Source organism: Burkholderia sp. R-40 (assembly GCF_049942845.1).
Lineage (GTDB): Bacteria > Pseudomonadota > Gammaproteobacteria > Burkholderiales > Burkholderiaceae > Burkholderia > Burkholderia ambifaria.
Map to the genome: position 1 here is coordinate 1422095 of NZ_CP187968.1, position 26465 is coordinate 1448559.

A 26465-nucleotide genomic window follows, 5' to 3' on the forward strand; every position below is an offset into this window, starting at 1 on the left:
GCGTCGCCGTTGTGCGATGCCGCATATGGAATTAATTGTTGCCGATTTCGATTCATTTGCCGCCTAAATATTGAGACAAGCGGCACAAACAGCGCGGATGGCGGCCGGTGACTCGATATTCATACGCATCAATGAAGCCACGATGCGAAAAAGGTGAGGTTTTACGGGATGGTTGGTGAGCTTCTACGGGAGACGGTCGCGCGGAGATGTGACAATTGTGTGAACTTGTGTTGCAGCGCGAGCTCTAAGTGCGTTCGCGCGCGGCGCACTGGCCGGGCCTCCTTACCCGGCCCGACGCATTAAGCAACGCTTAAGCGGGTGCGCCCTAGCATCGTTCGCCTCCGACCGGCACTCCCGGTCCATCATTACGCCCCACGCAACCGCATTCATGCAGAACCTCAATCTCACCCTGTTTTCCGCCATCAATGCCGGCGCCGCGCCGCACCCTGGCGTGGCCCGTCTCGCGATCTTCGCCGCCGACTGGCTCGTCTATGCGCTGCCTGCGATGCTGCTGCTCACCTGGATCTTCGGCGAGCGCCCGACGCGGCGCCAGGCGATCGAAGCCGGTGTCGGCACCTGCGTGGCGCTGGCGCTCGCTCAGGTCCTCGGGCATTTCTGGTTCTCGCCGCGGCCGTTCATGGCCGGCGTCGGCACGCAACTGATTCCGCATGTGCCGGATAGCTCGTTTCCGAGCGATCACATGACGTTCGCGTGGAGTCTCGCCGTCGGCATGATGCTCGGCGGCAGCACGCGGCTGACCGGGTTCGTGATGGCCGCGATGGCCGTCGCGATTGCATGGGGTCGCGTGTATGCGGGCGTGCACTGGCCGTTCGACATGGCCGGCGGCGTGCTGGTCGGCACGGCCGGCGCGCTGACCGCGCACCTGTATGGGCAACGCGTGGTCGAGCTGCTCGAACGGATCGGAGACGTGGTGCATGCGGTGATGATGGGGCGCGAGCGCGCGCCCTGAGCGGGAGAATCAAGCGGGAGAAGTGCGGGCCGGGCGCCGTCAACCGGGCGTCTTGGCCGATTCGGTCGCTGCCGACGTGCTGCCGTCTGCTTCATGCAGTTCGGGCGTTTCGCCCGGGTGCTGGGCGGCGTCGCGTTCGAGAGAGTTTTCCTTCAGGATCGCGCACATCGCGACGAACAGCGCGAGCACGACGGCCGCCAGGCCGCAATAGCCGGCGATCTTCAGGTTGCGAAGGAAAGGCGAAGCGTGGCTTTCTCTTGTCATGAGCGGGCGCTCCTGGGGGCTGCGGCGGCTGTCGCCCGACAGCGGCGTCGCAGACATAGATATATACCAGCCGCCCCGCCGATGCCAAGCCCGCCGATGCGCGGGCGCCCGTTCGCGTCAGTCTTCCAGCGTTTCGTGCACGGCCGCCGCGCCGCGCTTCCAGTACGCCGCCGCGCGGATGCGCGACTTGTCGATGCCGCGCTCGCCGGTCAGGTGCAGGCGCACCGCGCGCATCGACTGCGCTTCACCCGCCGCCCAGACATAACCATCGCCGGAGGACGGCAGCGGCAGCTCGCGCACCGCAGTCAGCAGCGCGTCGCCGTCCGCTGCGTCGGCTTCGGCGCGAAAGCGCCAGATTTCATGCACGTCGGCGCGCGTATCGAACGCGATCTGCGCGGTGCGATCCGCGACTTCCAGCACGACCGCCGCCCGGGCGCCGGCCGGCAATTGCTCGAGACGCCGTGCGATCGCCGGCAGCGCCGTATCGTCGCCGATCAGCAGATGCCAGTCGAAATCGATCGGGACCACGAACGAACCGCGCGGGCCGCCGATGCCGAGCCATTGGCCGACGCGAGCCTGCGCCGCCCACTGCGATGCGGGGCCCGGATGGTTCAGCACGAATTCGAGATCGAGTTCGCAGGCGGCGCGGTCGAAGCGGCGCGGCGTGAAGTCGCGCGCGACCGGCTTCGGTTCGCCCTCGGGAAACTCGGGGCCGTTCGCGCCGAGCGTCGGCATCGCGGGCCGCTCGGCGCCGGGCGGCGGGAAAAACACCTTCACGTGGTCGTCGAACGACGACGATTCGAAATCAGCGAGGTCGGGGCCGCCGAGCGTGACGCGCAGCAGATGCGGCGTCACCGCGTGCACGCGCACGACCTGCAGCAGGCGAAACTTGAGGGTATGGCGCACGCGGGTCACGGTGCGCTCGGATGTGTTCTGAATCAATCCGTTCTCCTTAGGTTTTGACGGGGCGGCGCGGATTACGCGCCGGTGCCGCCTTCGATTTCGGCCGTCGCGCGGCGCATGATCGCCGCAATGCGCCGTTGTTCGTCGGCGTCGGCAGCGCTCTTGTGCAGCAGCGCCCGCTTGAGCGCGAGACGCGCTTCGACGAACTCCGGAAGCCAGCCGGGCTGTGCATCGTCCGGTGCGTCGGTGGCCGCCGATTCGCCGGCGAACGCGCGGCGCATGAATTCCATCTTGCGCGCGAGGTGCGTGAGGCGCGCGAACAGCGTGTCGACGCGTTCGCGCTGCGCGTCGAGATGCGCGCGGCCGGCATCGGTCAGCGCATAGCGCTTGCGATTGCCTTCGGCCTGCGACGCGACGAAGCCGACTTCCTCGAGATACGTGAGCGCCGGATACACCATGCCGGGGCTCGGGCTGTAGAAGCCGTTCGAGCGCGTGTCGAGCGCCTTGATCAGCTCGTAGCCGTGGCTCGGCTGCTCGGCGACGAGGGCGAGCAGCAGCAACTGGAGATCGTCGGAGCTGAACTGGCGGCCGCGCGGCATGCCGTCGTCGCCGAAATCGCCAAAGCCGCCGCGTCCGCCACGGCCACCGAATGGGCCGCCGCCGCCAAACGGGTCGTGGCTGCGGCGATGGCGGCCGATCGCGTGCCAGAGGCCGGCGAACCAGTCAGGGCCGGCATGCGCACCATGACCGTCGCATCGGGCATGGCCGCGGGAGGGGTTGTGTCGCATGATCGTGTCCTATATGTCGAAAAACATATCTAAAGATATATATCGAAAGATAGGGTGTCAAGGCGAATTATTGGGGCGGGTAGAGCACGCTCCGGGCGGAGACACTCTTGCAGAAGGTGCCCGCGTGAACCACTCACGAGCCACATTTACGACGTTCGCCAACCGTTCTAAGGTGTCCCTCTCCGGCGCTTGGATCCCAGAACGCCATTGGCTTACTGTTGCAGGTGACACTCCGACCAATGACAATCCTGACTCTCTTATGGATTGCAGTCTTTGAATTTGTTGTTAGAAGGGAGGGATTTTTGGGAGGGAATATTGCAATGTATCGACGCTTGTCGCTGTTGATCTTGCCGCCGCTATTGTTGGCGGCAGGCGTCGGCATCGCCTATGGTGCCTCGTTGCGTAGAGACTCGCCGCCTCGAGACACGCCGGCTGCTGCTCGTCCCTCCAACGCAAATGAAGCTGTCGTTGCAGGGGACGGATACCGGGACGCACGGTTCACATTGGAGATACGACGCTTTGGCGTCGCCGTTGACCGGTTTCGCCAGCGTGCGCTATTGATGCGGCTGGACGAGGCAGGGCCCAACGGAACGTTGCTTCTGCAAGATCCCAAACAATATCCGTGGTCGAGTAGTGATCGAAGCTTTGCGGGACATAAGCGCGAGAACAACGTTTTCGGCTATACGTTGCGCGGATGGGTCGATTATTGGCCGATTCCCGTGATAGTGGCCGGGCCGCCGCGAAACGAGAGTGATCCGGATGCGGACCGCATGGCAACCCACATCAGCAGTGCGGATAACGGGGCGGGGATTGGTAATACCCTTTATACGAGACTCGATGAAATACACACCGCGCACGGGGACGATGTTGTCTCTAGAGCGTTTGATATTTTTGACCGCGAGCCGGACTTGCCGGCAGTGGTGTTGCTGGTTGAGGATGGAATCAACACGCGATCCTATTTGGGTACTCTGGGCGCCGATTACCTGGGTTTGTCCACAAAAGATGGAAACTTCGTACCAAAGAATCCGGACAGTTACGTTGCGTTGCTCGTGACGAGAAAGGATCGCGTTGACCGACTGATTCGTCCATATCTGGTGGACGCACCAGAGGCAATCGACAACACCCAGACTCAATATGACGTGATCAAGCTGTGGAATTATTTCTGGCAGCTTCAGAAGGCCTACTGGAAGAAGGGTGCAAAGGAGATGCCGGTGGATTATTGGCAGACGAAGCTCCCCGAGTTCTCGAATACCGCGTCGCTGAAGATGCCGGACGGCTTCAAGCCGAACCCGTGGGTGCCAGTTCCTTGGACCACCTGGCAGTTGAAGGAATACGACAGATGGCCGGTCCTGGCAAATCTGCATCGGCCGGTGCGAGTCGATTTGAGCAACGGGCACGGGACGCCGTTGAAGAAGGGCGAGCGAATCGAAAAGATCCGCGCCGGCTGGCAGCAGGCAGTAGGCACGCTTGCGCCCGGCGAGCAGCCGGGACGGATGTTCTACGACACCGGCACCTCGACCGCCAATCTCGCGTTGCTGGTGCAGTCGCTGCACGACAACCCGCAGCATGTCGATATTGACGATCCGAAAGACGCATTCGACATGCAACGCCGTATCGGCGGCGACACCGGAACGAGCTCGATCTGGGTCCAGACCGCGCTGGCGCTGATGATGGGCTATGGCGACGGCAAGACGAGCGCATTGATCAACCTGCGGGATCCGCTGCATGCCACGATCGTCATGCTGGCGCCGCCGGACGCCGCGTCGCGGCAGGCGCATCCGCAGACGTTCAGCTGGGATTTCTGACGGACCGGATCGACACGTTATGGGTCAAAAGCGATACATCATCGAAGGCGATGTGCACAGCCACGGCGGACGCGTTGTGTCCGGGGCGCCGAACTCGCGAATCAACGGGCGCGCGATTGCACGCTTGCACGACAGCGCGCGCAGCACCGCGGCCGGCAAGGCTAAGCGATAGGCGATGTACGTATAGACACGCGATCGACGCGTGTCGAGCGGCGTGATCTGGTTGATGATCACGGCCGTTCGCCGCGGTGCGGCATCGGAGCCGGTGTTGCGATCATTCAATTAATCGACCGTGACGCCAGCGCTTGCCGCTGATCTCCCGAAACATTCCGAGTGGTGCGACAGGATTTATGAATAAATTAATCAATATCAATTATAAAAAACACCGGCAACCATTGTTTAAATTTCAGAAATTATTTAATTTAATTATCGCCCGATCAAACAAATTGTCCGCGATAGCAAAGGTCGTCGAATCCACCTCGTAATTCAATGACGTCATACCGTTGCAGCGCTTGTCCCGACGGTCATTTGCGCGACGATGAAGAATTTCGACCCTTTATTTGCGACCCTGAAAATTCGTCGAAATGTGAACCATTGCAATATAAAGCCCACGCGCCGGGTATTCCGGTTGCGATGCGTGATTTAATTTGGCAGGATTTTCATCAGGTTGTCCGGCTTTAAAACAACAAATCGCTCGACCATTCAATTTACCGAAATAACGCGCGGCGCGCCGGGCAACGATTGGAAAGGAAGCTGACCAGGTAAAGAGGCGGCGAACGGCCTGCACCGTTCGCGATCATTGAATCAATCGCTTGTCTGGTGGCGTCGATGCGTCACGCGAGCGGGCGATCCGGGCGAATCCGACACGGGGCAGCCATGGCGATACTCAAGAATGATTCTTCCGGAGAAGCATGCCTGCTCCGCGCGTATCACGTGTTCGGCCGCGACGACGCGCGCTGCGACACGGTCATCCGGGATGGCTCGGTGTCGCGTGTCCATGCCCATATCCGCTGGGTCGGCGGGCTCTGGGAGCTCCACGATCACAGCAGCAACGGCACGTCGGTATCGGGCGTGGTGTTGCGCGACGGCGAGCACGCGGTGCTGCAGCGAGGCGACGTGATCCGCTTCGGCAGGGCTGGCATTGCACCCTGGCGTGTCGATACGCTCGACGATCCGGCCGATACGCTATGGCCGATACGAGGCGCCGCGGCCCCGATCGTGCTCGCACCGCGCCAGATCCTGCCGGCCCCGGCCGCGCAGCCGGTCACGATCGTCCGTTCGCCGGCCGGCGAATGGCTGTGCGACGACACGTTGCCGCCGCGCGCGCTCCACGACGGCGATGAAGTGTCGACCGGCGACTTCGCGTGGCGCCTCGCACTCGTGCGCCACGGCTCGACGGTGATGCTCGCCGCACCCGCCGATCCGGCCGCGCCGACGCAATTGCTCGAATTCTTCGTCAGCCGGAACGAGGAGCATGTGCACATGCTGCTGCATGTCCGCGGCGGCGTGGTCGACCTGGGCGAGCGCGCCCATCACTACAGCCTCGTCACGCTCGCCCGCGCACGCGCGGCCGACATGCAGGCCGGCTACGACGCCGCCACGCAAGGATGGATCGAACTCGACCGGCTGGCACGCATGCTCGGCACCGATACGTCCCATGTCAACGTGCAGATTCACCGCGCGCGGAGCCAGTTCGCGGCCTTGCCCGGGCTGGGCACGCGCCAGCTCGTCGAGCGCCGGCGCGGCAGCGTCCGTTTCGGCGATTTTGCATTCCGCGTCATGCGCGGCGACCACCTCGAATGCCAGTCGGTGCCGGCCGTCGGGCCGCGTATCGGCGTGCAGCGTGCGGCGCCGGCCCCGGTTGTCCATTGCCCGTGAACGCGCGAGAACCGGCCGTATTGCCGACCGCATCTCGTCCGCCGACCGGGCCGGACGCCGCTGCGCCGCGCGAGCATGCCGCGCCATTCGCGGCGCTTGCCGGCAAATGGCATTACCGGCTCGGCGCGCTGCTCGGCGAAGGCGGCAACGGCGTGGTGTTTCGCGCGATCTGCGACGAGACGGGGCAAGATGTCGCGATCAAGCTGATGCGGGACGATGCCGCGCTCAGCGCGGCGGAGCGTGCGCACCGGCGTGCGCGCTTCCGGCGCGAGACGAGCCTGTGCGAGGCGCTGCGGCATTCGAACATCGTGGCCCTGCTGGACCAGGGGGAAGCGCCCGACGGGCGCCTGTTCGCGGTATTCGAACTGGTGCAGGGCAGGACCGTGCGCGACCGGCTCGCGGCGCAAGGGCCGCTGTCGGCCGTCGACACGGGGCGGCTGATGACGGAGGTGCTCGACGCGCTCGCGGCGGCCCATCGGCGCGGCATCGTACATCGGGATCTGAAGCCGCAGAACATCGTGATCACGATGGCCGATGACGGGCCGCACGCGAAGCTCCTCGATTTCGGCATCGGTGCGTTGCTGCCCGGTACGGAAGACATCTCGCGCGACACCGCGACGCTGGCGACCGAGGTGCTCGGCTCGCCGCCCTATTGCGCGCCGGAGCAATTGCGCAACGAGCCGCCGACACCCGCAAGCGATCTTTATGCGTGGGGCCTGATCGTGATCGAATGCCTGACGGGCGATGTCGTCATGCAAGGCGCGAGCGTGGCCGACATCCTCTATCAGCAGCTGAGCCCCGTGGATGTCGCGCTCCCGCCATCGATCGCGTCGCATCCGCTCGGCGCGGTACTGCGCCATGCACTGAACAAGAATCCGCAGCAGCGCGCCGCGTCGGCCGACGCGCTCGCGGTGCAGTTTCGCGCGCTCAACTTCGCCGCGCTCGTCGGCCAGTTCGATGCCGGTCGCGCGGGCCGGTCGATGCCTCCGCGCCCGCTTGCACCGCATGGCGAGACGATCGCCGCGCTCGGCGAGTTCCGACAGATCACCACGCTGTGCTGTTGCGTGACGATCGCCGGAGAGGGGCGGCAACGCCATGCCGGCACCGAGCACGGCAATGCGCTGGACAGCTACGAGGAACAGTGGCTGACGAAGTGCGCCGATATCGCGGTCGGTTACGGCGCGCACGCAGGCGGACGGCTCGGCGACACGCTGCTGTTCCATTTCGGCCTGCAAGGCGATATCGACCGACCCGAGCGCCGCGCGGTGCGTGCGGCGCTCGACATCGTGCGGGTAGCCGGGCGCGCGCGGCTGCCGGTGCCGGCGGCGGCCGGCGGCCGCGTTGCCGGGGCAGGAGACAGCTGGCGGGTCGAAGTGGCGGCCGCGATTCACGTCGGCCAGGCGCTCGCGCATGCGTCGCACATGTCGGGCGGCTCGACGCCCGCCGCGGCGTCGCGGCTGCTGCGGCTGGCCGGGCCCGGACAGATTCTGATCAGCGACGATGCGCGGCTCGCGCTCGAACGGCATGCCGATTTCCGGCCGACCGCGTTGCGGCTGGCGCGGGCGGGCCTCGTGCCGCAGCCGGTTCACGAGTTGCTCGGCGAGCGGCACGCCGATACGCCGTTCGATTCGCTCGACGCCGGCATGCGTGCGCCGATGGTCGGCCGCGCGCGCGAGCTCGACGCGCTGCTGCACGCGTGGCGGGAAACGCAAGAGCGCCATCGTCGCGCGATGCGCGGCGAGCCGGCGCCGCACGGTGTGCCGCGGCTCGTCGTCGGCGAGGCTGGGCTCGGCAAGTCGCGGCTCGTGCACGCGCTGTGCGAGGCGGTCCGGGACCGGGGCCACGCGTTCGCGCATTGCGGGTGCCTGCCCGAGCGGGAGAACCACGCGCTGTTTCCGGTCCTGCGGTTCATCGGCGCGCATTGGCATATCGATGCCGACAGCCCGCCCGCCACCGCGCTCGCGGCGATCGACGCGATGATCGCGCCGCTCGATTGCGATCATGCAGCCGCCCGGCTCGCGCTCGCGACCTGGCTGGGGCTGCCCTGCGACGCGAAGGGGCTCCTGTGGTCGAGCGTGCGCGAGCAGCACGCGTTGTTCGATGTCCTCGAGCAACTGATCGTGTCGCTCGGCAACGGCGCGCCGGTCTTGCTCGTGATCGAGGACGTTCAATGGATCGATCGCTCGACCGAGGACTTTCTCGCGTATCTGCAGCGCTCGCCGCGCGCGGCGGCCCTGTGCATCGTGCTCACGTCGCGCCCCGACAAGCTCGCGCGCTGGCGCGGCGCGACCGACCGCGTGGTGCTGCGCCGCCTGCCGCGCGACGACGCGCAGCGCCTGCTGTCGGCGCATCTGGGCGAGGGCGCGTTCGATCCGGCGTGGCTCGACCAGCTTGCCGATCGCACGGCGGGTATCCCGCTGTTTATCGAGGCCGTCGCGCGCGAGTTGACGATGAGCGGCGCGGACGGCTCGCCCGCGGCCCCGGGGGCAACCGACCCTTATCCGCTTCCGCTCAGTCTGGGCGGCATGCTCGGTCTTGCATTCGACCGGATCGACGGCGCGCGCGACACCGCGCAGCTCGCCGCGACCATCGGGCTCGCGGTGGATGCGCAACTGCTCGCCGACGCATCGCCGCACGATCGCGGCACGCTCGACGCGCATTTGCGGCTGCTGCTCGAAGAGCGGATCGTGTATGCGCAGCATCGGCGCGATCGCGTGTTCTATTCGTTCCGCCATGCGCTGATTCGCGATGCCGCGTATGAATCGATGCCGCCGGCGGTGCGGCGCGGCAATCACGCGCGCGTCGGCCGTGCGCTGGTCGCGCAAGCCGATCGCGGCGCCGGTGCGCATGCGTTCGGCGTCGCCGGGCACTTCGCGCGCGCAGGCGCTTGGGCGGAGGCGGTCGCCCACGGCATCGATGCGGCGCGCCGCGCGCTCGAACGTTCGCGGTACGACGACGCGATCCGCTACGGGCAGACCGTGTTCGAATGGCTCGGCACGGCAGACTACGCGCAGCGCGAGCATGACAGTGCGCGCCTTCGCGCCACGTTGACGCACGCGACGATGGCGCGCTTCGGCTGGGCGGATCCGCAGGTGCGCGAGCATGCGGAGCAGTTGCTGCGGCAAATGCAGACGCTCGACGATCCGGAACTCGAGATCAGCGCGTTATGGACGCTGTCGACCTACTACCACGTCGCGGGCGATCGTCCCACCGTGCGCGGGATCGGCCTGCGGCTCGACGCGCTCGCGACCGAGCGCGGCGATGCCGGCGTTCAGGTCGCGGCGGACGCGATGCGCGGCATGAGCCTGTGGGTCGACGGCCACTATGCGCGCGCCCGCGCCGCGTTCGACGCGGTGCTGGCCGGCTATGACGTGCGCCGAGACGCGGGCCACCGGCGCATCCTGGGGCTCGATACGCGCGCATGGACGATGGCATCGCTCGCGAGCGTGCGCTGGTGCATGGACGACGACCCGCAGGCCTCGCTCGCGATGGCGCGCGAAGCCGTGTATTGCGCGACCTGCCTCGACCATCTGCCGACGCTCGGCGTCACGATGCTGTACCTCGCACGCACGTATCAGCTCGCGGGCGATCGCGACGCGGCGCGATCGTTGTCGGCAGCGCTGCTTCGCCTGTCGGAGGCGCACCGGCTGCGCGCGGTCGGGCACTACGCCGCGATCATTCATGCGTGGACGCAGGAGGATCGCGCGGGCGTCGTCGCGCATCTCGATGCGCAGCGGCAGTCGGGCGGCCTGCTCGGGCTGACCTACTACGCGTCGCTGCTTGCCGAGCTGGATGCCGCGCGCGGCGACTACGACGCCGCGCTCGCGCAGATCCGGCAATGCCTCGCATGGTGCGAGTCGACCGGGGAACGGTATTACGAAGCCCAGCTGTTGCTGAAGGAGTGCGAGTATCTGCGCCGGGCCGATCCGCGTTGCGGCGGCGTGGCCGCGCTGGACGCGTGCCGGCGCGCAGTCGAAATTGCAACGACGGCGGGCATGGGCCGCATCGCCAGGCTCGCCGAAGCCACGTTGCAGTCGTTGCCGTAAGCAGTTCCATTCGTCATTCAGGAGAACAGACCGATGAGCAAGGATCTTCGATTACCGACGTACGATCAGTTTCTCGAATACCGCGCGACCGTCATCCGGGCAATCGCGCTCGCATGGTATTCCCCGGCATTTCTCGACGAACTCGAGAACGATCCGGTCCACGCATTGCGCGAGCATTTCGACTATCACTTTCCATTCAAGCTCGACCTGAAGGTGCAGATCAAATCGTCGGCGTGGACGCCGACCGTCAACGGCGACTGGACGGCCGGCCACAAAAACAAGCTCACGCTGTATTTGCCGCCCGCGCCGGCGGACGAGGCGCAATTTGCGCAGGCGCTGGCCGCGTACAACGCGAACCACATCACCATCATGGAATGACCTCGGGGAAACCGACATGGCAAAGGACAACGCTAATCCGACGCTCGAATCGATGCTGGAGTTTCAGAAGGTCTATCTGCGTGCGATCGCGCTTTCATGGCGGGACCCGGAGTTCAAGCGCGAACTGCTGGACAAGCCGCTGGATACGCTCGCGAAATACTTCGGTTACCAGTGTCCGTGGATCCTCGACATCGAGATCGAGAAGACGCACGGCGATCATGGCTGGACGAGCGACGGGAAAGGCGGCGGGAGCTGGAACCTGCCGCGCAACGTGATGACGGTCGGCATACCGGAGCAACCGACGAACCTGGACGAAGAGGCCGTCGCGCTCGCGGCCTACTGCGACTCCGGGCCGAGCTACCTGTTCACCTGCTGCTGACCTGGCGCGGCCGAGCCGCGCCCCATCGCGCGACCCGGGCCGGTCGCCCGGGTCGCGCGATGTTTGTTGATCCTCCGCACGGAATCCGACGATGCTTGATGACCTTTCGCGCGTGTTGCGCTTCAAGCCGCATTTGCTCGTGCTCGATGCGGGGCCCGAGACCCTGTTCGTCGTCGACGAATTCAAGCGCGCAATGCTGTCGGGCGCGATCTTCGTGCGGATCGCCGCCTGCTTGCGTGCGCGCATGACGACCGGCGAGATCGTGACGACGCTTGCCGGCACGTTCGGCGAATGGGACGTGCTCGCGCGGCTCGACCACCTGGTGCGCCGCGGTTACGTGCGCGCCGATCCGCCGCACGACGACGACGCGGCGCGCGGCTTCTTTGAGCGCGCCGGGCTCGACGGGGACGCGGCTTGCGCGCGCGTCGTTCAACTGCGCGTCGCGGTCGAGGCGTTCGGCGCCGACGATGCGGCGCTCAGGCGCGCGCTCGACACGGCCGGCATCGATATCGTGCCGGAGGCCGACCTGACCGTCGCGATCGCCGATACGCACGACCGCGACGATCTCGCCGCGTGCGCCGCGCGCGTGACGGCGCGCGGCGGGGCATTGCTCCTTGTGGCGGCCGGCGGCATGCAGACGCTGATCGGGCCATTGCTGGCCGGCGGCGGCGCGCTGGCCGATGCGCCGTGCATCGAATGCGTGCGCTACTGGATTCGCATCAACCGGCCGGTCGAGGCGCTGCTTGCGCGCCATCACGGCAGCGCGGCAACGCGTCTGCCGCCGGCCGCGTCGCGTGCCGGCGCCGCTGCCGCCGCGGCGCTCGTGGCGGCGACGGTCGAGCAGATCGCGGTCAACCGCACGATAGCGGAACGTTCGCAAACGCATCTCGTGGCGCAGCGCGTCGATACGTTGACCGCCGAACGGCACCGCATGATCAGGCGTCCGCAATGCCCGTGCTGCGGCAATCCCGCATGGATGCGCGAGCAGGCGGCGCGTGCGCCGCGTCTCGCCGATCATGCGCCGTTGACGCGCGCCGACGGCGGATACCGTACCGCCGATCCGCAACAGGTGTTCGAGCGTCACGCGCATCTGATCTCGCCGGTCAGCGGCGCGATTGCTTATCTGCATCCGATGCCGAAGCGGCACGCGGGGCTGCGCAAGGTCTATGCGTCGGGCTTTCTGGTGTGCCCGGCGGCTGTGCCGGGCAGCAACCGGTTCGACAGGATCTGCTCCGGCAAGGGCCGCACCGACGAGCAAGCCCGCGTGAGCGCGCTATGCGAAGCGCTCGAACGATACAGCAGCGTGTATCAGGGCGACGAGGCGAGGTTGACCGGCAGCATGGAAAGCCTGCTCGCCGATCCGGCTTGCGACGCCGAGCCCATCCACGTGAACGAGCTTCAGCAGTTCAGCGAACGGCAATTCGATGCGCGCGACGCGATCAACGCATTGACCCGCGATGTCCGCAAGCAGGTGCCGCCGCGCTTCACGTCGCGCGACGTGATCGACTGGACGCCTGCATGGTCGCTCGTGAGCGGCAGGCGCCGCCTCGTGCCGCTGAGCTACTGCTATGCGGAAACACCGGACAGTGCGCAGGCGCCGGCCGCGTGCGTGCACAACCCCAACGGCTGCGCGGCGGGTTCGAGCATCGACGAAGCGATTCTGCAAGGCATGCTCGAGTTGATCGAGCGCGATGCGGTCGCGATCTGGTGGTACAACCGGCTTGCACGCCCCGGCATCGATCTCGCGAGTTTCGACGACCCGTATTTCGATGCGCTCGTGCGTGAATACGCGACGCTCGGGTGGCGTTTGTGGGCACTCGACATCACCACCGATCTCGCGGTGCCGACCGTAGCCGCGCTCGCGGAAAATCCGCAAGACGGGCGCTTCTCGATCGGTTTCGGCTGCCATCCGGACGGCCGGATCGCGGTGCAGCGGGCACTGACCGAAGTCAACCAGTTGCTCGATGTCGCCGCGGATGCGCCGCATCCGTGGGACCGCGACAAGCTCCCGGCCACCGGATTTCTGTATCCGGCGGCGGGCGCGCGCGCGACGACGCGTTCGACGTGGCAACCGATCGAGGCCGCGTCGCTACCGGCAGCGCTCGCGCATTGCATCGGGCGCATTGCGGCGGCCGGCATGGACGTGCTCGTCGTCGACAAGACGCGGCCCGATATCGGCTTGTCCGTGGTGCAGGTCATCGCGCCGGGGCTGTGTCATTTCTGGCCGCGGTTCGGCGCGCGACGGTTGTATTCGGTGCCGGTCGAACGGGGTTGGCGTGCGCAGCCTTGCGACGAGATGGAGCTGAATCCGGCGCTGCTGTTTCTGTGAATTGATCGGTTGTCCGCCGGCGGCGCCGGGAGCCGGCCGGCGCCTGGTTCCGGGCGCGACGTCGGTCGTGTCGGAGGCGCCGGCTGGAGCTCACCGGCTGTTGATGGAGATGTACGGATCCCACGTGACGTAGCCCTTCAGCTGCGCGTGCCGGTCGTAAATGGCGACGACGAACGTGTAGGTTTCGTCGCCGGGACTGAGCACGGTGGCTTGCGCGTAGTAGTCCGCGCGCAGTTCTTCCTTCACCTGGTTGTTTCCGGGCCAGCCCGATGCGGGGTAAGGCTCGGCGACGTTGGCGGTGATGTACGAGACCTCGCCCAGCCGATTGGTGCCGATCGCCTTGAAGCTATACAGGAAGCACTTGTAGTCCGCCGTGTCGGTCAGCGACACGGTGCGCCAGCGAATCACGTCGTTGACGTTCGCCAAGATCCGCAAATTGCTGCCGCCCTCGCCTTGGTTCGTGCCCGGCTTCGGGCCCTGGCCGTAGCCGTACGCCGCATTCGCCAGCGTGGTAATCATGTAGACGGTATCGGGATTGTTCCCGAGGGACGTCGCCGCACTCGGATTCGAACTGAGCGCGTTGTTGTTCTTTCTCAGGATTTCCTCGACGTCGAACGCGGTCAGGACATCGATGATGCTATAGGTACTCAGAATTTCAGGCATGGCAGTTCCTTCAAGCGTGAGAGTTGAAAAACGGTGTGTCACGTAGCGGCCCTTCCGGCTTTTCGAGCCGCCTGGATGCAGCATGGTTGAACGGTCGGATAGCTAACGTTCTGAAATTGCCGGGCACGAGCGGCGGGCCGGTTGAGCTTGCCCACCGAAAGCTGCCAGGCACCCTGGTCCGGCTCCGGCCTTCGCGGCATTCAAGGCGCCCGTTCGCGGTCAGTAGCGGATCGTGATGGACGGGTCCCACTGGAAGTAGCCCACCAGCTCGCCGCGGTGCTGGTACACGGCGACGACGAACGTATAGGTCGCCGTGCCCGGGCGTTGCGCGGTGGCGTGCCAGTAGAAATCCGAGCCCGGCCGTTCCTTCACGCCGTTGTTCGGCCAGCCCGGTGCGGGATCGGGTTCGCTGGGGTGGGTATGTTCGAACTTCGGGGTGGACAGCGGCGGGTCATCCGGAGTCGTGATGCTGATGAACTTGAACGTGTGAATGAAGCACTTGTAGTCCGCCACGTCGGTCAGCGAAATCGTCCGCCACCGGACGACGTCGTTGACCTCGACCCGCATGCTCAGATGGCTCCCGGCCTGGCCGGAAATGACATTCCGGTCCGTGGTGATCATGTAGACCTCGTCGTAGCCGTTGGACGGCAACAGGGTCGGTTTTGTCGGATCCTTGCTGAGTTGATTACCCGGCCTTTGATAGCCCAGGATTTTTTCCACGTCGAACGCGGTCAGGACGTCGACGATGTTGTAGCTACTCAAGATTTGAGACATTGCAACTCCTTTCACACTTTATCGTTGGCGAAACACGCTGCTAAGTGACGACGCTTGTGGCGCCTGCACCTCTTCCATCCTGCGAAGCGGTGCCCGTCGAGAAATCGGGCGCGTGGAAGCGTATCGACAGAGTACGAAGGTTTGGTCTGCGAATCGATTACAGGTGGTTACAGTGTGCGTGTGACTCAGCGTGCGGTGCGTGACGGTGCCGACGCCGGGCGACGGTGTCGCGGCCGCACGTCATCCGAGGTTTGACGACTCAGTGCACTGCCGCCAGAAATCCGCGGCCGGCCACCGCTGTTCGAGGCTGTAGAAGTGATGCCGCATCTGCAGGTAGTGCCGGTATTGCGCTTGCACCATCCGCGAGAACGCGTCCAGCGCATCAGGATCGCCGCCCATCCGTTTCCGGATCGCCTCCGCCGCGGCGACGCCATGCGATAGCGACTTGATGATGCCTTGAGCCGTGATCGGATCGTAGGCCGCCGCCGCATCGCCGATTGCCAGCCAGTGATCGCCGTACAGCCGGTCGAGATGATGGGACGGCGCGGGATGCGCTTTCAGGCGCAGATCCTGCAGATCCTGCAGATCCAGGCCCAGGTCGCATACGAGCTGCCAGGTGCGCCGTGCGGCCCGCAGCATGCGATGCCAGGGCTCCGGCTGATGCAGCCGCATCGTCCGGACTGCCTGCGCATGCGTGGCGAACATGACGACGACCGTATTGCCGGGCACGGATGCGAGATACCACCAGCCATGCTCGACCGCCTCGAGGTGAGTCAGCATCGAAGCCGGCGCGCCGTCGTCCGGCCGCACAAGCCTTGCCGCAATGCAGATCAGCGGATTCGAATCGAGCCGTGTCGCGCCGCGCTGCCGGGCAAATACCGAGCGTGCGCCGCTGGCGTCCACGACGAAATCCGCCTGGACCCGCGACGCGACATGTGTCGCGCGTCCCAGGCTCAACGTGTACCCGGACGGGTCGCCCGGCCCGGATGCCAGAAGCGCGTGCCCGGTCAGCAATTCCGCACCCGCGGCGCGCGCTTGCGATGCAAGGAAGGCGTCGAACCTGCGCCGGTCGAGATGCCAGCCATGCCCGTGCGGGCTCAGCACGGAATCGTTATAGCCGCGCTTGTCGCTGCCCCAGTACGAGCAACTGCCGTAGCAGGGCTCGTGCGCCTGCGCGACGAAGGCTTCGTCGATGCCGAGGCGCCGGAACAGTATCCGGCTCTCCGGCGGAATGCTCTCGCCGATCCGTGCGTCGGCATAGGTACCGGCTTCGACGACCAGGACGTCGGTGATGCCGGCCCTTGCCAACGCCAGCGCGCAACTGCTGCCCGCCGGCCCGCCGCCGATCACCGCGACCCGGTAGCGGGCCAAGCCGGGCGCGGGCGGATCCGGTCGTTCGACGGTCGGCATCTGCGTGGCTCGTTCGGCGCGCATCTCGCGACCTCAGCCGTTATCGGGCGGCAGGAGCGGATCGGTCACGGTGTTGGGCCATGGTTGAACGAGGTTGCTGTAGTCGCGCTTGAAGAGGCTTTGCACTTCGAGATAGTAGTTCGGTGGATAACTGCTGTCGTACCGGTCGATCGCCACCCCCTGGATGACGAAGCCGATCTTGTCCCAGTTAAGCAGGAAGTCGGGGCGATTCTGATAGCGCCCGACATTCATCGGCGGCGAGTTGAATTCGCGGGTCGAATCCTGCTGAATGGCGGCCGTGCCTTCCCCGCGTAACGAGTAACGCTGCACGGGCAACTCGCCGTTGTTTGCGACCAGGTCGTCGTAGGTATAGACGGCCACCGGTCGCTGCGCGGGCCAGGACCAGTACAAGGTGGTGTTTACGCCGCTATAGACGTTGCTGCCGTCCGGATCGATCTCGCCGCCCGGATTGGGCGAGGGCAGGTGCGTCGCACAGGAGTTGTAGTCGGTGTGCCACGGAATCGACATGAACTTGCACAGGTCGCCTGGTTCCACCTTGGCGTCGCGCCGCGGGAAATAACCGACGCCGAGGAACGGATGGTTTGCGCTGACCGTCGTGTAGTCGAGCTGGCGCATGTTGATGCGGAAAGGGCCGACCACCGGCCCGACCGCGTGATCGGCGGACCAGCTCGGGTTGTACAGGTTGGGATCGCGGACGATGAACGTCAGGTCAATGCCGGGGCTGAGACGCCCGCCGAGGCAGTTCGAGAGCACGATCCTGTCGAGCGCCTCGCCGGGGCCGTACGACGCCGGCGTCGCTTGCTCGGACATGCCGTTCGCCCATTGCTGGAGGAAAAAGTACTGTGCGTCGGTCAGGGTAAGGAAGCTGCTCTGGTTGTCGCCCAGCGCGAGCGGCATCAGCGGCGAGCCGACCGCCGACGACGGCGAATCCGGATGCGGACTCCGAATGAACGACATGATGTTGAAGGGCGGCTTGGCGGCCGTCAGCTTGTCGATATTTTCGTGGCTCTTCATTGCCTTCGCCGGCAAATTGGTATTCCACATCTGCAAGGACGCCGCGCGCAGGATCGGAAGGATGTGCTCGTCGAACGACGGCCGGAAGTCCTGCCGGTAAACGAGGCGGTCGTGGATGTCGGGGCGCAGCTGGAATGTCTCGATCCAGGTGGTCAGAATCTCGTCCCACAGCGTAACGGCGTTTCTCGTCTGCGGCGCGTATGACGGATCGGTCGAGACCACCCACGCGCTGCTGTCGGCGGCGCGCACGCTGCCGTCGCTGAAAACGATCCACGCGGTCACCGGGCCGTCGCCGGTATCGTCGAGCCAGTTGTCGTTGTCGACATCCTGCACCAGGGGGGCGTCGGCGGTCGCGCGGCCGTCGGCGTCGAACCCGCACGCAAGGCCGGATGCGCCCAGCACGAGCAGGCGCCCGTTCGGCTCCGTGGTCATCGCGCCGAGCGTGGTGATCGGCGTGCATCCCGATGCGGGCGGCAAGCTCGCCACGTTCGACGCGGGAAACGACATCGGATAACGCGGCACGTCGACCACGTCGCCGGAAGACGCGCCATAGCTTGCCCGCGTGTTCTTGTCGAACGCGACGGTTCCGCCCACCGATGCCTTGATCGCGCGCGGGCCCGCATCGATGACGAGCTTTTGCAGTCGCGTCGTGTTCGAAGGATCGGACGTCGACGCGAAACCCGCGTTGCGGATCGGCGGATGCTTGTCGTTCTCGTAGGCGGGCAGTCCCGCGGGCGTCGACTCCAGCACCCAGCAGTTGGCCTTCTTGTTGGCGAGGTGCACGGTCCACACGATGTCCTTCACGACCTTGCCGTCCACCGACGAGCCGATCACGACTTCGGTGCCCGACCCGGACGGATAGCGGTTCAACGCCGCGTCGTCGTACTGATAGATCCTGAAGCGAGCGGCTTGCCGCTTGAGGCGCCCTTGGGCATCGCGCAGGTCGCTGCTGGTGATCGGCGTATTTTCCGTGCCCGGCTTGATCGGCAGCCCTCCCGTGAGGGCTTGCCCGGCAATCGGCATGCCGGCCGAGGTCTCCGGCGCAATGTAGTACTCCGGGCTGCTACCGACACGCGCGAATCCGATAGCGGGATGGATGCGTAACTTCGTGTTTGACATGACGGGCCTCTGGAAGCTCGATGGCGGTCGTGCAGGACGTCGCCGTCCTGCACGGATGGACTGAAGTGGAGCCGTGCCGGCGCTATCGCTGGATCTGCGGGTTGTTCATGTACTTGCGCAGCAGGATGTGGCTGGTGCTGATTTCCTTGCCCGGCAGCGTCAGTGTCAGGTCGTTGGTGTCGGTGACGGCCATCGAGTTGTGACAGCTGAAGCATTGATTCTTCGAAACCTGGTTCTGCGTGAAGGTCTCGATGACCGAGTTGGACAGTTTCGACGCGCCGCGGATGGCGACGGAGTCGAAATTCGGGCTCCAGTCGGGGTGGAACGCCTCTACCGGATCCTTGATCCAGACCGCGCCCACTTCCCTGTAGTACTGCCAGACGGAATTGCGCTTCGCCAGGCGGGCCAGGATGTCGCTATTGAGTTGCTCGATGTTGGGCTGGTTTATGTCGTCTGCCCCGCCGTACTGGTATTGCCGGCACACCTGCGTGATCGGGCTCAGTATCTGGGTCTGCTCGTCGATCGTCAGCCGAGACGCATTGTTGACGTTGCAATCCGCGGCCTTGGTGCCTGCCTTGTAGAACGTGAACGACTTGTCGGAGACGGGTTGGGAGGGTCGCTGATCGGTTTTGAAGTCAGGCGCATTGTCGACGTGCTCGAACGTCGACCAGATTGCTTCCGGATGCCCCTGGACGACCCACGCGATATGGAATCCGACCAGCGCGACCTTCACGGTGGCGGTTGTCGGTTGCGGCGGGATGCCGACGGAATTGCCGATCTTCGAGAGCAGCTGGATCTTCGCAGTGGTCGTATAGAAGCGGCTCGTGTCTTCATTCGCTCCGACGATTTTCCACGCTGCCTTGAGCGACAGCGCGCCGGTCGTGAATTCCAGCTTGGGCGGCGCGTTCTTCATGCCCGCACGCGTGTACAGCCGATTGGAGATCGCGAAGTTGCGATAAATGGAATTGATGTACATGTTCGTGTAGACCGCACGGCCGTTCTGGTCGACCACGATGCCGAGCGAATCCGCCTGTTGCACGCCGTCGAGCACGTGCTCGGTGGGTGTCGCCACGCCCGGGTCGATTGCCGCATCGGAATACAGGCTGGTGAAGCGCGGCGCGCCATTGAAACTGTCGGTGAGCCACAGGAACGCATGCCAGGAGAACCGGTGGAAGTTGCAGTTCTCGTTCTTTGGGTCGTTTTTATCCTGGAACTGGGGATTGAGGTAATCCGGCTCGGTGACGCCGGCGGACGTAAACCACTTGTCGAATGCCGTGCACGTTTGTGCCGCCGCGGTCTGACTGAAACCGGCGCAGCAGCTCATCAAGGCGATCGCCACGCAAGTGCCAAGGCTTTTCATTCGTTTCTCCGCTCGTTCAATGGTCAGTGAGGCAAGACGCCGGATACGGTTCGACGCGTCGTGCTGTCGCACTGCGCGGCGTTGCAACGCGAATCGACCGGTTCGCTTCATCGATGGTGGAAATGGCGTGCAGGCGCTTTGTTACGGATCGCGAATGTCGCCGAGTCTGGGCATTCCGCTTCATGACGCATGCGTTGCTTCGCAAGCGTTGCACCGCCTGCCGGACTGCGCGGTGTCGCGGTCGTTCGAGCGGGCCGTTCCCGTTCGAATACAAGGCTAGATGGGCGAGGGGTATCGAATCAATTACACGTCATTACACGTCGCGTGATGCTGGCGGCGCGTGCATGTGAATGCTGCATCCGGTGCACGGATGTTCGACACGCTGCGCTGTTTCGCAGGCTGGACAGACAAGCCCAAAAGCCGGCAGATTCCCACCGGCTGCTTCATGGGGCGCCCGATGGTCAACTACACCGTCGCAGTGCCGCGATACGGGACATGAGGGGAGCAGAGGCGCGGTAGTCGCCGTCGAGCGAGATGAAAGCAGTGCGCGGCGCCTTCGTCGTCGGGCGATCCGGATTCGAGAAAATATTGGGCTCGTGGGGGCTGCGAAAAGGCTTGCAGCAAGCAGGACGCTGCGATCCGCCCGACACGTCAGCGCAATCGCACCATACGGATTACATCACTCGCTCGAAGCACTCCGATACGCATCCCGATACACCCCCGGACTACACCCGAACCGTGCCTTGAACGCGCGCCCGAAATGCGTGATGTCCGAAAACCCGCACGCGATCGCGAGTTCCAGCAGCGTGCGATTGGTATCGGCCGGATCCTCCAGCGCGCGGCGGCTCGCCTGCAGCCGATACTCCTGGATCAGGCTCTGCGGTGTCCGCGCGGATGCGGCCAGCGCGCTATACAGCGTACGCCGCGACACGTTCAGCGCGCTCGCCAGCTTGTCCGGCGACAAGTCGGGATCGCTGTAGTGGTGCGACAGGTAGATTTCCGCGTTCATGCGCAGCGCAGCGCTGCGCGCATCCGTGCCGGTCAGCGAATCGCTCGCCTCGCGTCGAATCACCGAATCGAGCAGCATCAGCGTCGACTGCTCGAAACCGAACAGGCTTTCCGGATCGTTCGGCACCTGCCCGTCCATCAGGTAATGGATCGATTGAAGGGCCAATTGTGCATTGCCGACGGTTCGGCGTACCTGCACGCCCGCACGCTCGACGAACCAGCGCCACATCGTGCCGCTTCTCGGCGGCGTCAGCGCGGCGACAAAGCGTGACGCGTTTGCCGACTCGATCATGTACGGCTGCGTTGCATCGTAGATCACCCATTCGCCCGGATTGACGATCGACGTCGCGTTGCGCTGCGTGACGCGGCTTTGTCCGGCGATCTGGAACAGGATCTTGTAGCAATCGCTGTCGGCGCGCGACGCGAGCGAGCGGTCGCGATCGACGCGGATCGCGGTGGTGTCGACCTCCGCCATCCGCAGGCCGCCCACCGTCGCGACCCGCACCGACATCCGGAACTGCGAGCCGGTGTCGTGAAAGACCAGCGGCAGGAAGCTGTCCGCGATCAGGTCGCGCAGATTCGTGCTGCTGTTGCTGGCGTCGACGACGAGTTCGTGTGCCATTGCCGGAAGAGGGAGAGGGCCGGGGAACGCGTCAAGGTTAATGCAATCGGCCGGGACGCGCGTTCAGACGCCGCCATTGTCGGCAGCGCTGCCACGCGGCGTCAATCGTGGTTTCTCCACGTTCTCCCGTGCCGCCGGCGCGCAACGGCATCGATCTGCACGCTGAAGCCAAAAGTGTGCACGCAACGCCGAACGGCGCCCGCGGTGCATCCCTAGAATCGGAAAGCGGTCGGCAAGCTGTCCTGTCGAATCGCACGGGCTGGCTCGCGCCATGAAAAACAACCACCGATTTCAAGGAGATGCCGCCGAAGGCCGGGCGACAGACGCATGCGGCGGCAGCGCGCGCCGGTGAACGTCGCGCGCACGACAGCGGGCGCATACCAGGATGTCCGATAGAACTTTCGATTACATCGTCATTGGCGCCGGCTCGGCGGGCTGCACGATCGCGACCCATCTCGTCGAGCGCGGCCTGGGCACCGTGCTGCTGCTGGAAGCGGGCGGCCACGACAAGGATCTGTTCATCCACATGCCGGGCGGGCTGGCGAAGGCGATTCCGCGCTACACGTGGCCGTATGCGGCCGAGCCGTCGGACGACGTGAAGGGCCGCTCGATCGCGGTGCCGCAGGGGCGCGTGCTTGGCGGCTCCAGCTCGGTCAACGGAATGCTGTACGTGCGCGGGCACCGCAACGACTACGACCGCTGGGAGACCGAATTCGGCTGCAAGGGCTGGGGCGCGGACGACATGCTGCGCTACTTCGCGAAGGCCGAGAACAACGAATCGCTGACGGCGCCCTATCACGGTAACAACGGGCATTTGCAGGTCACGGAGATCCGCTATCGCCATCCGCTGTCGCAGGCGTTCGTGCGGGCGGGCCAGCAGATGGGGCTCGACTACCTGGTCGACTACAACGGCGAGCGGCAGCAGGGCGTCGGGTTCTATCAGGCGACGATCTTCAACGGTGAGCGCGGCTCCACGGCGGCGACCTACCTGAGCGCGATCCGCAACCGTCCGGAACTCAGCCTCGAAGTCGATGCGCTGGTCGAGCGCGTGGAAATCGAAGGCGGCCGCGCGACCGGCGTCACGTATCGGCAGGGCAACCGTCGCGTGACGGCGCGCGCCCGGGCCGAAATCATCGTGTCGGCCGGCGCGATCGGCTCGCCGAAGATCCTGCAATTGTCCGGCATCGGGCCGCAAAAGGTGCTCGAGGACGCCGGCGTGCAGGTCAGGCACGTGCTGCCGGTGGGCGAGAACTTCCACGATCACATGCACATGTCGGTCAATGCGACGATCCGCACGCCGGTGTCGCTCTACGGTCAGGACAAGGGATGGCGCGCGCTGAAGCACGGCATCCAGTGGAAGTGGTTCCGCTCGGGGATCCTGACGTCGCCGGTGCTCGAAGGGTTCGCGTTCGTCGATACCTGCGGGCAGGGGCAGCCGGACGTCCAGTTCCATTTCCTGCCGACGATCGACTCGTTCGACGATCCGATCGGCGTGACGGCAGGTCGCACGCACGGCATCACGATCAAGACCGGCCATCTGCAACCGTATTCGCGCGGCCGCGTGACGATCCGCTCGTCGAACCCGCAGGAGCTGCCGCGCATCGACGGCCACTATCTGGCCGACCGCCGCGACGTCGACGGCCAGATCCGGGCGGCGAAGCTCGCGCTGAAGATCCTGCGCCAGCCGGCGCTCGCGGCGCACGTCGACGAGATCTTCTCGCCGGACTGCCCGCCCGACGACGACGCGGCGATCGAGGACTGGGTGCGCGGCGCGGCGAAGACGGTCTATCACCCGGTCGGCACCTGTCGGATGGGCACGGATGCGGCGTCGTCCGTCGTCGATCCGCAACTGCGCGTGCACGGTATCGCGGGGCTGCGCGTGGCCGACAGCTCGACGATGCCGAGCATCCCGAGCGGCAACACGAACGCGCCGACCATCGCACTCGCCGAAAAGGCGTCGGACCTGATCGCCAACGCGGCCTGATCGGGCCTTTCACACTCAATGGGATTTCCGGAGGAATACAGATGGCACTGGTTCGGATGCTGGACGAAGTCAGCGCGTTTCTCGCGCGCGAACATGGTCATTACATCGACGGCCGCGCGGTAGCCGGCCGCGGCGAACGGATCGACGTGCGCGATCCGGCCACGCGCGCGGTGATCGGCTCGGTCGCGCAGGCGACCGATGACGACGTCGAAGCCGCGCTCGCGTCGTCACATCGCGCGTTTCGCGGCGAGTGGGCCAACCTGACGCCGGCCGATCGCGAGCGCATCCTGCTGCGCTTCGCGGACCTGATCGAAGCCCATGGCGAAGAGATCGCGCAGATCGAAACCGCGCAGTCGGGCAAGCTGATCGCGCTGTCGCGCGTGATCGAGGTCGGCTGGTCTGCACGCTGGCTGCGCTATTACGCGGGCTGGGCCACGAAGATCGCGGGCGAAACGCTCGCCCCGTCGTTTCCCAGCATGAACGGCGAGCGCTACACGTCGTTCACGCTGCGCGAGCCGCTGGGCGTCGTGTTCGGGATCATTCCGTGGAATTTCCCGGTGATGATCCCCGTGTGGAAATTCGGCGCGGCGCTCGCGACCGGCAACACGGTGCTCATCAAGTCGTCGGAGTTCACGCCGCTCACGATGCTGCGCATCGCCGAGCTGGCGACCGAAGCCGGCTTGCCCGCCGGCACGCTCAACGTGATCAACGGCACCGGCCAGGTCGGCGCGAAGGTGATCGGCGATCCGCGCGTGGCGAAGGTATCGTTCACGGGTTCGGTGCCGACCGGTCGCATCATCGGCGAGCAAGCCGTCAACGCGAACTTCACGCGCTTCACGCTCGAGCTGGGCGGCAAGAACGCGGCGGCATTCCTGGCCGATACACCGGTCGACAAGATTCTCGATGGCATCGTCGAAGCGGGGTTCCTGCATAGCGGGCAAGTGTGCGCATCGGCCGAACGCTTCTTCGTGCATCGTTCGAAGTTCGACGAGGTGGTCGAGAAGATGAAGGCGCGCCTGGACGGCTTCCAGCCGGCCGATCCAATGGACGACGCCGGGATGATCGGCCCCGTCTGCAACGAACCGCAGTTCCGCAAGTGCGTCGACGCGTTCGACCTTGCACGCTCGGAAGGCGACACGATCGTCACGGGCGGCGGCGCGTACGCGCGCGACGGCTTCTACGTGAAGCCGACGATCGTGCTGCCGCGTTCGCTGGAATCGGCTTCGTACCGCAAGGAGATCTTCGGGCCGGTCGGCGCGTTTGTGCCGTTCGACGACGAGGAAGAGTTGATCGCGATGATGAACGACACGCCGTTCGGGCTGACCGCGAGCCTGTGGACGAACGATCTGTCGAAGGCGCTGCGCTACGTGCCGCGCATCGAAGCCGGCACGGTGTGGGTGAACATGCATACGCTGGTCGACCCGGCCGTTCCGTTCGGCGGCGCGAAGGGGTCCGGCATCGGCCGCGAGTATGGTTCGTCGTTCATCGACGCCTATACCGAGCCGAAAGCGGTGACCATTCGCTTCTGACGAAGCCGCCCCGCGCAACCCGCCCGGGCAGGACCGGGCGGGCGTTTCAGTCACAAGCGGCTGCCGCTCAGAACCGCGTACTGAACCCGATCCGCGCGACCGACTGCAGCGCGCCGCTCGACGCGCCGTTCGCGTCCATCACGCCGTTGATCTGCGCGTGGCTGCCGTGGCTCGCGCGCTGATGCACGCCCGCGACGTACACCATTGTGCGTTTCGACAGCCAGTACTGGACGGCGGCCAGGAGCTGGTGCGCATGCGCGTTATCGAGCGTATCGTTGCCCTTCATGTACGTGTAGCTCGCGCCGATCACCCAGACCGGCGACGGATGCCAGGCGGCGCCGGCTTCTGCCGACCACGCGCCCGCACCATTCCACGCGTTGTGCACGGTCGTGAAAAGCGCCTTCGCCGTCACCGTGCCGAGCGTGTAGTGCGCGCCCGCGCCCCAGTTGCGCACGGTGGTGGCCGGGTGCCTATCCGCCGCGCCGTACTTCTGGTTCGTATAGGCCGCGCCCGCGCCGAACGGGCCGTTGTCGTAGCTCGCACCGACGCTGACCGTGTTATTCGCGCCGACCGACCCCGCGACGTTCCCGAAGCCGTACAGCGCGCCGAAGGTCAGGCCCGCGATCGACGCGCACGTGTACTTGACCGAATTCGCGACGCGATTGCTGCCCGCGACGCGGTCCCAGTCGAATGCGCCGGTCGGGTTGTTCGGCAGCGCGAGCGTGTCGAACGGCCCGTTGCGAAAGCCGTACAGCCCGACGAGATCCTGCGCGATCTCGTTGCCGCTCGCGGCCAGCGAATCGACCATGAACTCGTACTGGTTGCCGAGCGTCAGCGTGCCATAGCGATCGTTCTGCAGCCCGACATAGGCCGTGCGCGCGAACAACCCGCCGCCGATCATCGAGCCGTTCGCGAGCGAGAATTGATTGACGAGCCGGAAGATCGCGCGCGTGCCGGCGCCGAGATCCTCCTTGCCTTCGAAGCCGAGCAGGTTCGGGAAGAATATGTTGTCGTCGAATTTCGCGTTGCCATGGCCGCCTTCGTTGCTGACATAGCTGATGCCGGCATCCAGCAGCCCGAACATCGTCACGCTGCTCTGCGCGAAGGCCGCGGCGGGGATCGTGCAGGCCGCGAGGGCCAGCAGGGTCTTTTTCGTCATCTCCAAATGCTCCTCACATGTTTCCGGTCTTGCCGGAATATTTTTGATTGGACTACTGATTG

The 26465-nt window shown here is 65.4% G+C and carries 21 protein-coding genes; 10 read left to right on the forward strand and 11 right to left on the reverse strand.

What is annotated here, in order from left to right; translation table 11 throughout:
- The first annotated feature begins 388 nt into the window (after nt 1-388).
- Entirely contained in the window at nt 389-970 is a 582-nt protein-coding gene (locus ACP26O_RS22770; RefSeq protein WP_175664356.1) for an undecaprenyl-diphosphatase, read from the forward strand.
- A 39-nt stretch (nt 971-1009) separates the two neighbouring features.
- Here the strand turns inward: ACP26O_RS22770 and ACP26O_RS22775 are convergent, their stop codons facing one another.
- The 4 genes from ACP26O_RS22775 to ACP26O_RS22790 all read right to left on the reverse strand — a co-directional run bounded on the left by ACP26O_RS22775 (nt 1010) and on the right by ACP26O_RS22790 (nt 3156).
- Nucleotides 1010-1234 (reverse strand): hypothetical protein, encoded by a 225-nt coding sequence (locus ACP26O_RS22775; RefSeq protein WP_175664492.1) that lies wholly within the window; start codon nt 1232-1234, stop codon nt 1010-1012.
- Nucleotides 1235-1351: 117 nt separating this feature from the next.
- Complete coding sequence (locus ACP26O_RS22780; RefSeq protein WP_175664357.1) at nt 1352-2176, reverse strand: siderophore-interacting protein; 825 nt, start codon at nt 2174-2176, stop codon at nt 1352-1354.
- Nucleotides 2177-2211: 35 nt separating this feature from the next.
- Nucleotides 2212-2925, reverse strand: coding sequence for a PadR family transcriptional regulator (locus tag ACP26O_RS22785; RefSeq protein ID WP_175664358.1), 714 nt, complete (start codon nt 2923-2925; stop codon nt 2212-2214).
- 57 nt (nt 2926-2982) lie between these two features.
- Entirely contained in the window at nt 2983-3156 is a 174-nt protein-coding gene (locus ACP26O_RS22790) for a helix-turn-helix domain-containing protein (RefSeq protein ID WP_244098140.1), read from the reverse strand.
- A gap of 8 nt (nt 3157-3164) precedes the next feature.
- Here ACP26O_RS22790 and ACP26O_RS22795 point away from each other — a divergent pair, with 8 nt between their 5' ends.
- From ACP26O_RS22795 to ACP26O_RS22825, 7 genes are all read left to right on the forward strand, one after another.
- Nucleotides 3165-4730, forward strand: coding sequence for a type VI lipase adapter Tla3 domain-containing protein (locus ACP26O_RS22795; RefSeq protein ID WP_244098992.1), 1566 nt, complete (start codon nt 3165-3167; stop codon nt 4728-4730).
- A gap of 19 nt (nt 4731-4749) precedes the next feature.
- A complete protein-coding gene (locus ACP26O_RS22800; protein WP_244098105.1) occupies nt 4750-4902 on the forward strand; it encodes a PAAR domain-containing protein in 153 nt (50 codons plus the stop codon).
- A 704-nt stretch (nt 4903-5606) separates the two neighbouring features.
- Nucleotides 5607-6608, forward strand: coding sequence for an FHA domain-containing protein (locus ACP26O_RS22805; RefSeq protein WP_175664359.1), 1002 nt, complete (start codon nt 5607-5609; stop codon nt 6606-6608).
- A complete protein-coding gene (locus ACP26O_RS22810) occupies nt 6605-10654 on the forward strand; it encodes a TOMM system kinase/cyclase fusion protein (RefSeq protein WP_175664360.1) in 4050 nt (1349 codons plus the stop codon). The genes ACP26O_RS22805 and ACP26O_RS22810 overlap by 4 nt, the downstream gene beginning before the upstream one ends.
- Nucleotides 10655-10687: 33 nt before the next feature.
- On the forward strand, nt 10688-11032 hold the full coding sequence (locus ACP26O_RS22815; RefSeq protein ID WP_175664361.1) for a BMA_0021/BMA_0022 family TOMM bacteriocin: 345 nt from the start codon (nt 10688-10690) through the stop codon (nt 11030-11032).
- A gap of 16 nt (nt 11033-11048) precedes the next feature.
- Nucleotides 11049-11411, forward strand: coding sequence for a BMA_0021/BMA_0022 family TOMM bacteriocin (locus ACP26O_RS22820; RefSeq protein ID WP_175664362.1), 363 nt, complete (start codon nt 11049-11051; stop codon nt 11409-11411).
- A 91-nt stretch (nt 11412-11502) separates the two neighbouring features.
- Nucleotides 11503-13740: a TOMM precursor leader peptide-binding protein gene (locus ACP26O_RS22825; RefSeq protein ID WP_175664363.1), complete on the forward strand. Its 2238-nt coding sequence runs from the start codon at nt 11503-11505 to the stop codon at nt 13738-13740.
- A 90-nt stretch (nt 13741-13830) separates the two neighbouring features.
- Here ACP26O_RS22825 and ACP26O_RS22830 read toward each other — a convergent pair whose 3' ends face one another.
- From ACP26O_RS22830 to ACP26O_RS22855, 6 genes are all read right to left on the reverse strand, one after another.
- The gene (locus ACP26O_RS22830; protein ID WP_006749247.1) at nt 13831-14403 is read right to left on the reverse strand and encodes an AidA/PixA family protein; all 573 of its coding nucleotides are present in this window, start codon (nt 14401-14403) and stop codon (nt 13831-13833) included.
- Between the two features lie 219 nt (nt 14404-14622).
- Complete coding sequence (locus ACP26O_RS22835) at nt 14623-15177, reverse strand: AidA/PixA family protein (RefSeq protein WP_175664364.1); 555 nt, start codon at nt 15175-15177, stop codon at nt 14623-14625.
- Nucleotides 15178-15417: 240 nt separating this feature from the next.
- Entirely contained in the window at nt 15418-16587 is a 1170-nt protein-coding gene (locus ACP26O_RS22840; RefSeq protein ID WP_175664365.1) for an NAD(P)/FAD-dependent oxidoreductase, read from the reverse strand.
- A 33-nt stretch (nt 16588-16620) separates the two neighbouring features.
- Nucleotides 16621-18741, reverse strand: a complete 2121-nt coding sequence (locus tag ACP26O_RS22845) for a LodA/GoxA family CTQ-dependent oxidase (RefSeq protein WP_175664366.1) — start codon at nt 18739-18741, stop codon at nt 16621-16623.
- An 82-nt stretch (nt 18742-18823) separates the two neighbouring features.
- Nucleotides 18824-20101: a hypothetical protein gene (locus ACP26O_RS22850; RefSeq protein ID WP_146125746.1), complete on the reverse strand. Its 1278-nt coding sequence runs from the start codon at nt 20099-20101 to the stop codon at nt 18824-18826.
- Nucleotides 20102-20780: 679 nt separating this feature from the next.
- Nucleotides 20781-21731, reverse strand: coding sequence for a helix-turn-helix domain-containing protein (locus ACP26O_RS22855; RefSeq protein WP_175664367.1), 951 nt, complete (start codon nt 21729-21731; stop codon nt 20781-20783).
- 385 nt (nt 21732-22116) lie between these two features.
- Here ACP26O_RS22855 and ACP26O_RS22860 point away from each other — a divergent pair, with 385 nt between their 5' ends.
- The gene (locus ACP26O_RS22860) at nt 22117-23715 is read left to right on the forward strand and encodes a GMC family oxidoreductase (RefSeq protein WP_175664368.1); all 1599 of its coding nucleotides are present in this window, start codon (nt 22117-22119) and stop codon (nt 23713-23715) included.
- A 41-nt stretch (nt 23716-23756) separates the two neighbouring features.
- Complete coding sequence (locus ACP26O_RS22865; RefSeq protein ID WP_175664369.1) at nt 23757-25244, forward strand: NAD-dependent phenylacetaldehyde dehydrogenase; 1488 nt, start codon at nt 23757-23759, stop codon at nt 25242-25244.
- A gap of 67 nt (nt 25245-25311) precedes the next feature.
- Here ACP26O_RS22865 and ACP26O_RS22870 read toward each other — a convergent pair whose 3' ends face one another.
- Entirely contained in the window at nt 25312-26403 is a 1092-nt protein-coding gene (locus ACP26O_RS22870) for a porin (protein ID WP_175664370.1), read from the reverse strand.
- Nucleotides 26404-26465 lie beyond the last annotated feature (62 nt).

What these genes read in the sequence shown, in the direction of transcription:
- ACP26O_RS22770 (WP_175664356.1), top strand. Translation starts at nt 389, where the DNA reads ATGCAGAACCTCAATCTCACCCTGTTTTCCGCCATCAATGCCGGCGCC.
- ACP26O_RS22775 (WP_175664492.1), bottom strand. Translation starts at nt 1,234, where the DNA reads ATGACAAGAGAAAGCCACGCTTCGCCTTTCCTTCGCAACCTGAAGATC.
- ACP26O_RS22785 (WP_175664358.1), bottom strand. Translation starts at nt 2,925, where the DNA reads ATGCGACACAACCCCTCCCGCGGCCATGCCCGATGCGACGGTCATGGT.
- ACP26O_RS22795 (WP_244098992.1), top strand. Translation starts at nt 3,165, where the DNA reads ATGACAATCCTGACTCTCTTATGGATTGCAGTCTTTGAATTTGTTGTT.
- ACP26O_RS22800 (WP_244098105.1), top strand. Translation starts at nt 4,750, where the DNA reads ATGGGTCAAAAGCGATACATCATCGAAGGCGATGTGCACAGCCACGGC.
- ACP26O_RS22805 (WP_175664359.1), top strand. Translation starts at nt 5,607, where the DNA reads ATGGCGATACTCAAGAATGATTCTTCCGGAGAAGCATGCCTGCTCCGC.
- ACP26O_RS22815 (WP_175664361.1), top strand. Translation starts at nt 10,688, where the DNA reads ATGAGCAAGGATCTTCGATTACCGACGTACGATCAGTTTCTCGAATAC.
- ACP26O_RS22820 (WP_175664362.1), top strand. Translation starts at nt 11,049, where the DNA reads ATGGCAAAGGACAACGCTAATCCGACGCTCGAATCGATGCTGGAGTTT.
- ACP26O_RS22825 (WP_175664363.1), top strand. Translation starts at nt 11,503, where the DNA reads ATGCTTGATGACCTTTCGCGCGTGTTGCGCTTCAAGCCGCATTTGCTC.
- ACP26O_RS22830 (WP_006749247.1), bottom strand. Translation starts at nt 14,403, where the DNA reads ATGCCTGAAATTCTGAGTACCTATAGCATCATCGATGTCCTGACCGCG.
- ACP26O_RS22835 (WP_175664364.1), bottom strand. Translation starts at nt 15,177, where the DNA reads ATGTCTCAAATCTTGAGTAGCTACAACATCGTCGACGTCCTGACCGCG.
- ACP26O_RS22840 (WP_175664365.1), bottom strand. Translation starts at nt 16,587, where the DNA reads ATGCCGACCGTCGAACGACCGGATCCGCCCGCGCCCGGCTTGGCCCGC.
- ACP26O_RS22845 (WP_175664366.1), bottom strand. Translation starts at nt 18,741, where the DNA reads ATGTCAAACACGAAGTTACGCATCCATCCCGCTATCGGATTCGCGCGT.
- ACP26O_RS22850 (WP_146125746.1), bottom strand. Translation starts at nt 20,101, where the DNA reads ATGAAAAGCCTTGGCACTTGCGTGGCGATCGCCTTGATGAGCTGCTGC.
- ACP26O_RS22855 (WP_175664367.1), bottom strand. Translation starts at nt 21,731, where the DNA reads ATGGCACACGAACTCGTCGTCGACGCCAGCAACAGCAGCACGAATCTG.
- ACP26O_RS22860 (WP_175664368.1), top strand. Translation starts at nt 22,117, where the DNA reads ATGTCCGATAGAACTTTCGATTACATCGTCATTGGCGCCGGCTCGGCG.
- ACP26O_RS22865 (WP_175664369.1), top strand. Translation starts at nt 23,757, where the DNA reads ATGGCACTGGTTCGGATGCTGGACGAAGTCAGCGCGTTTCTCGCGCGC.
- ACP26O_RS22870 (WP_175664370.1), bottom strand. Translation starts at nt 26,403, where the DNA reads ATGACGAAAAAGACCCTGCTGGCCCTCGCGGCCTGCACGATCCCCGCC.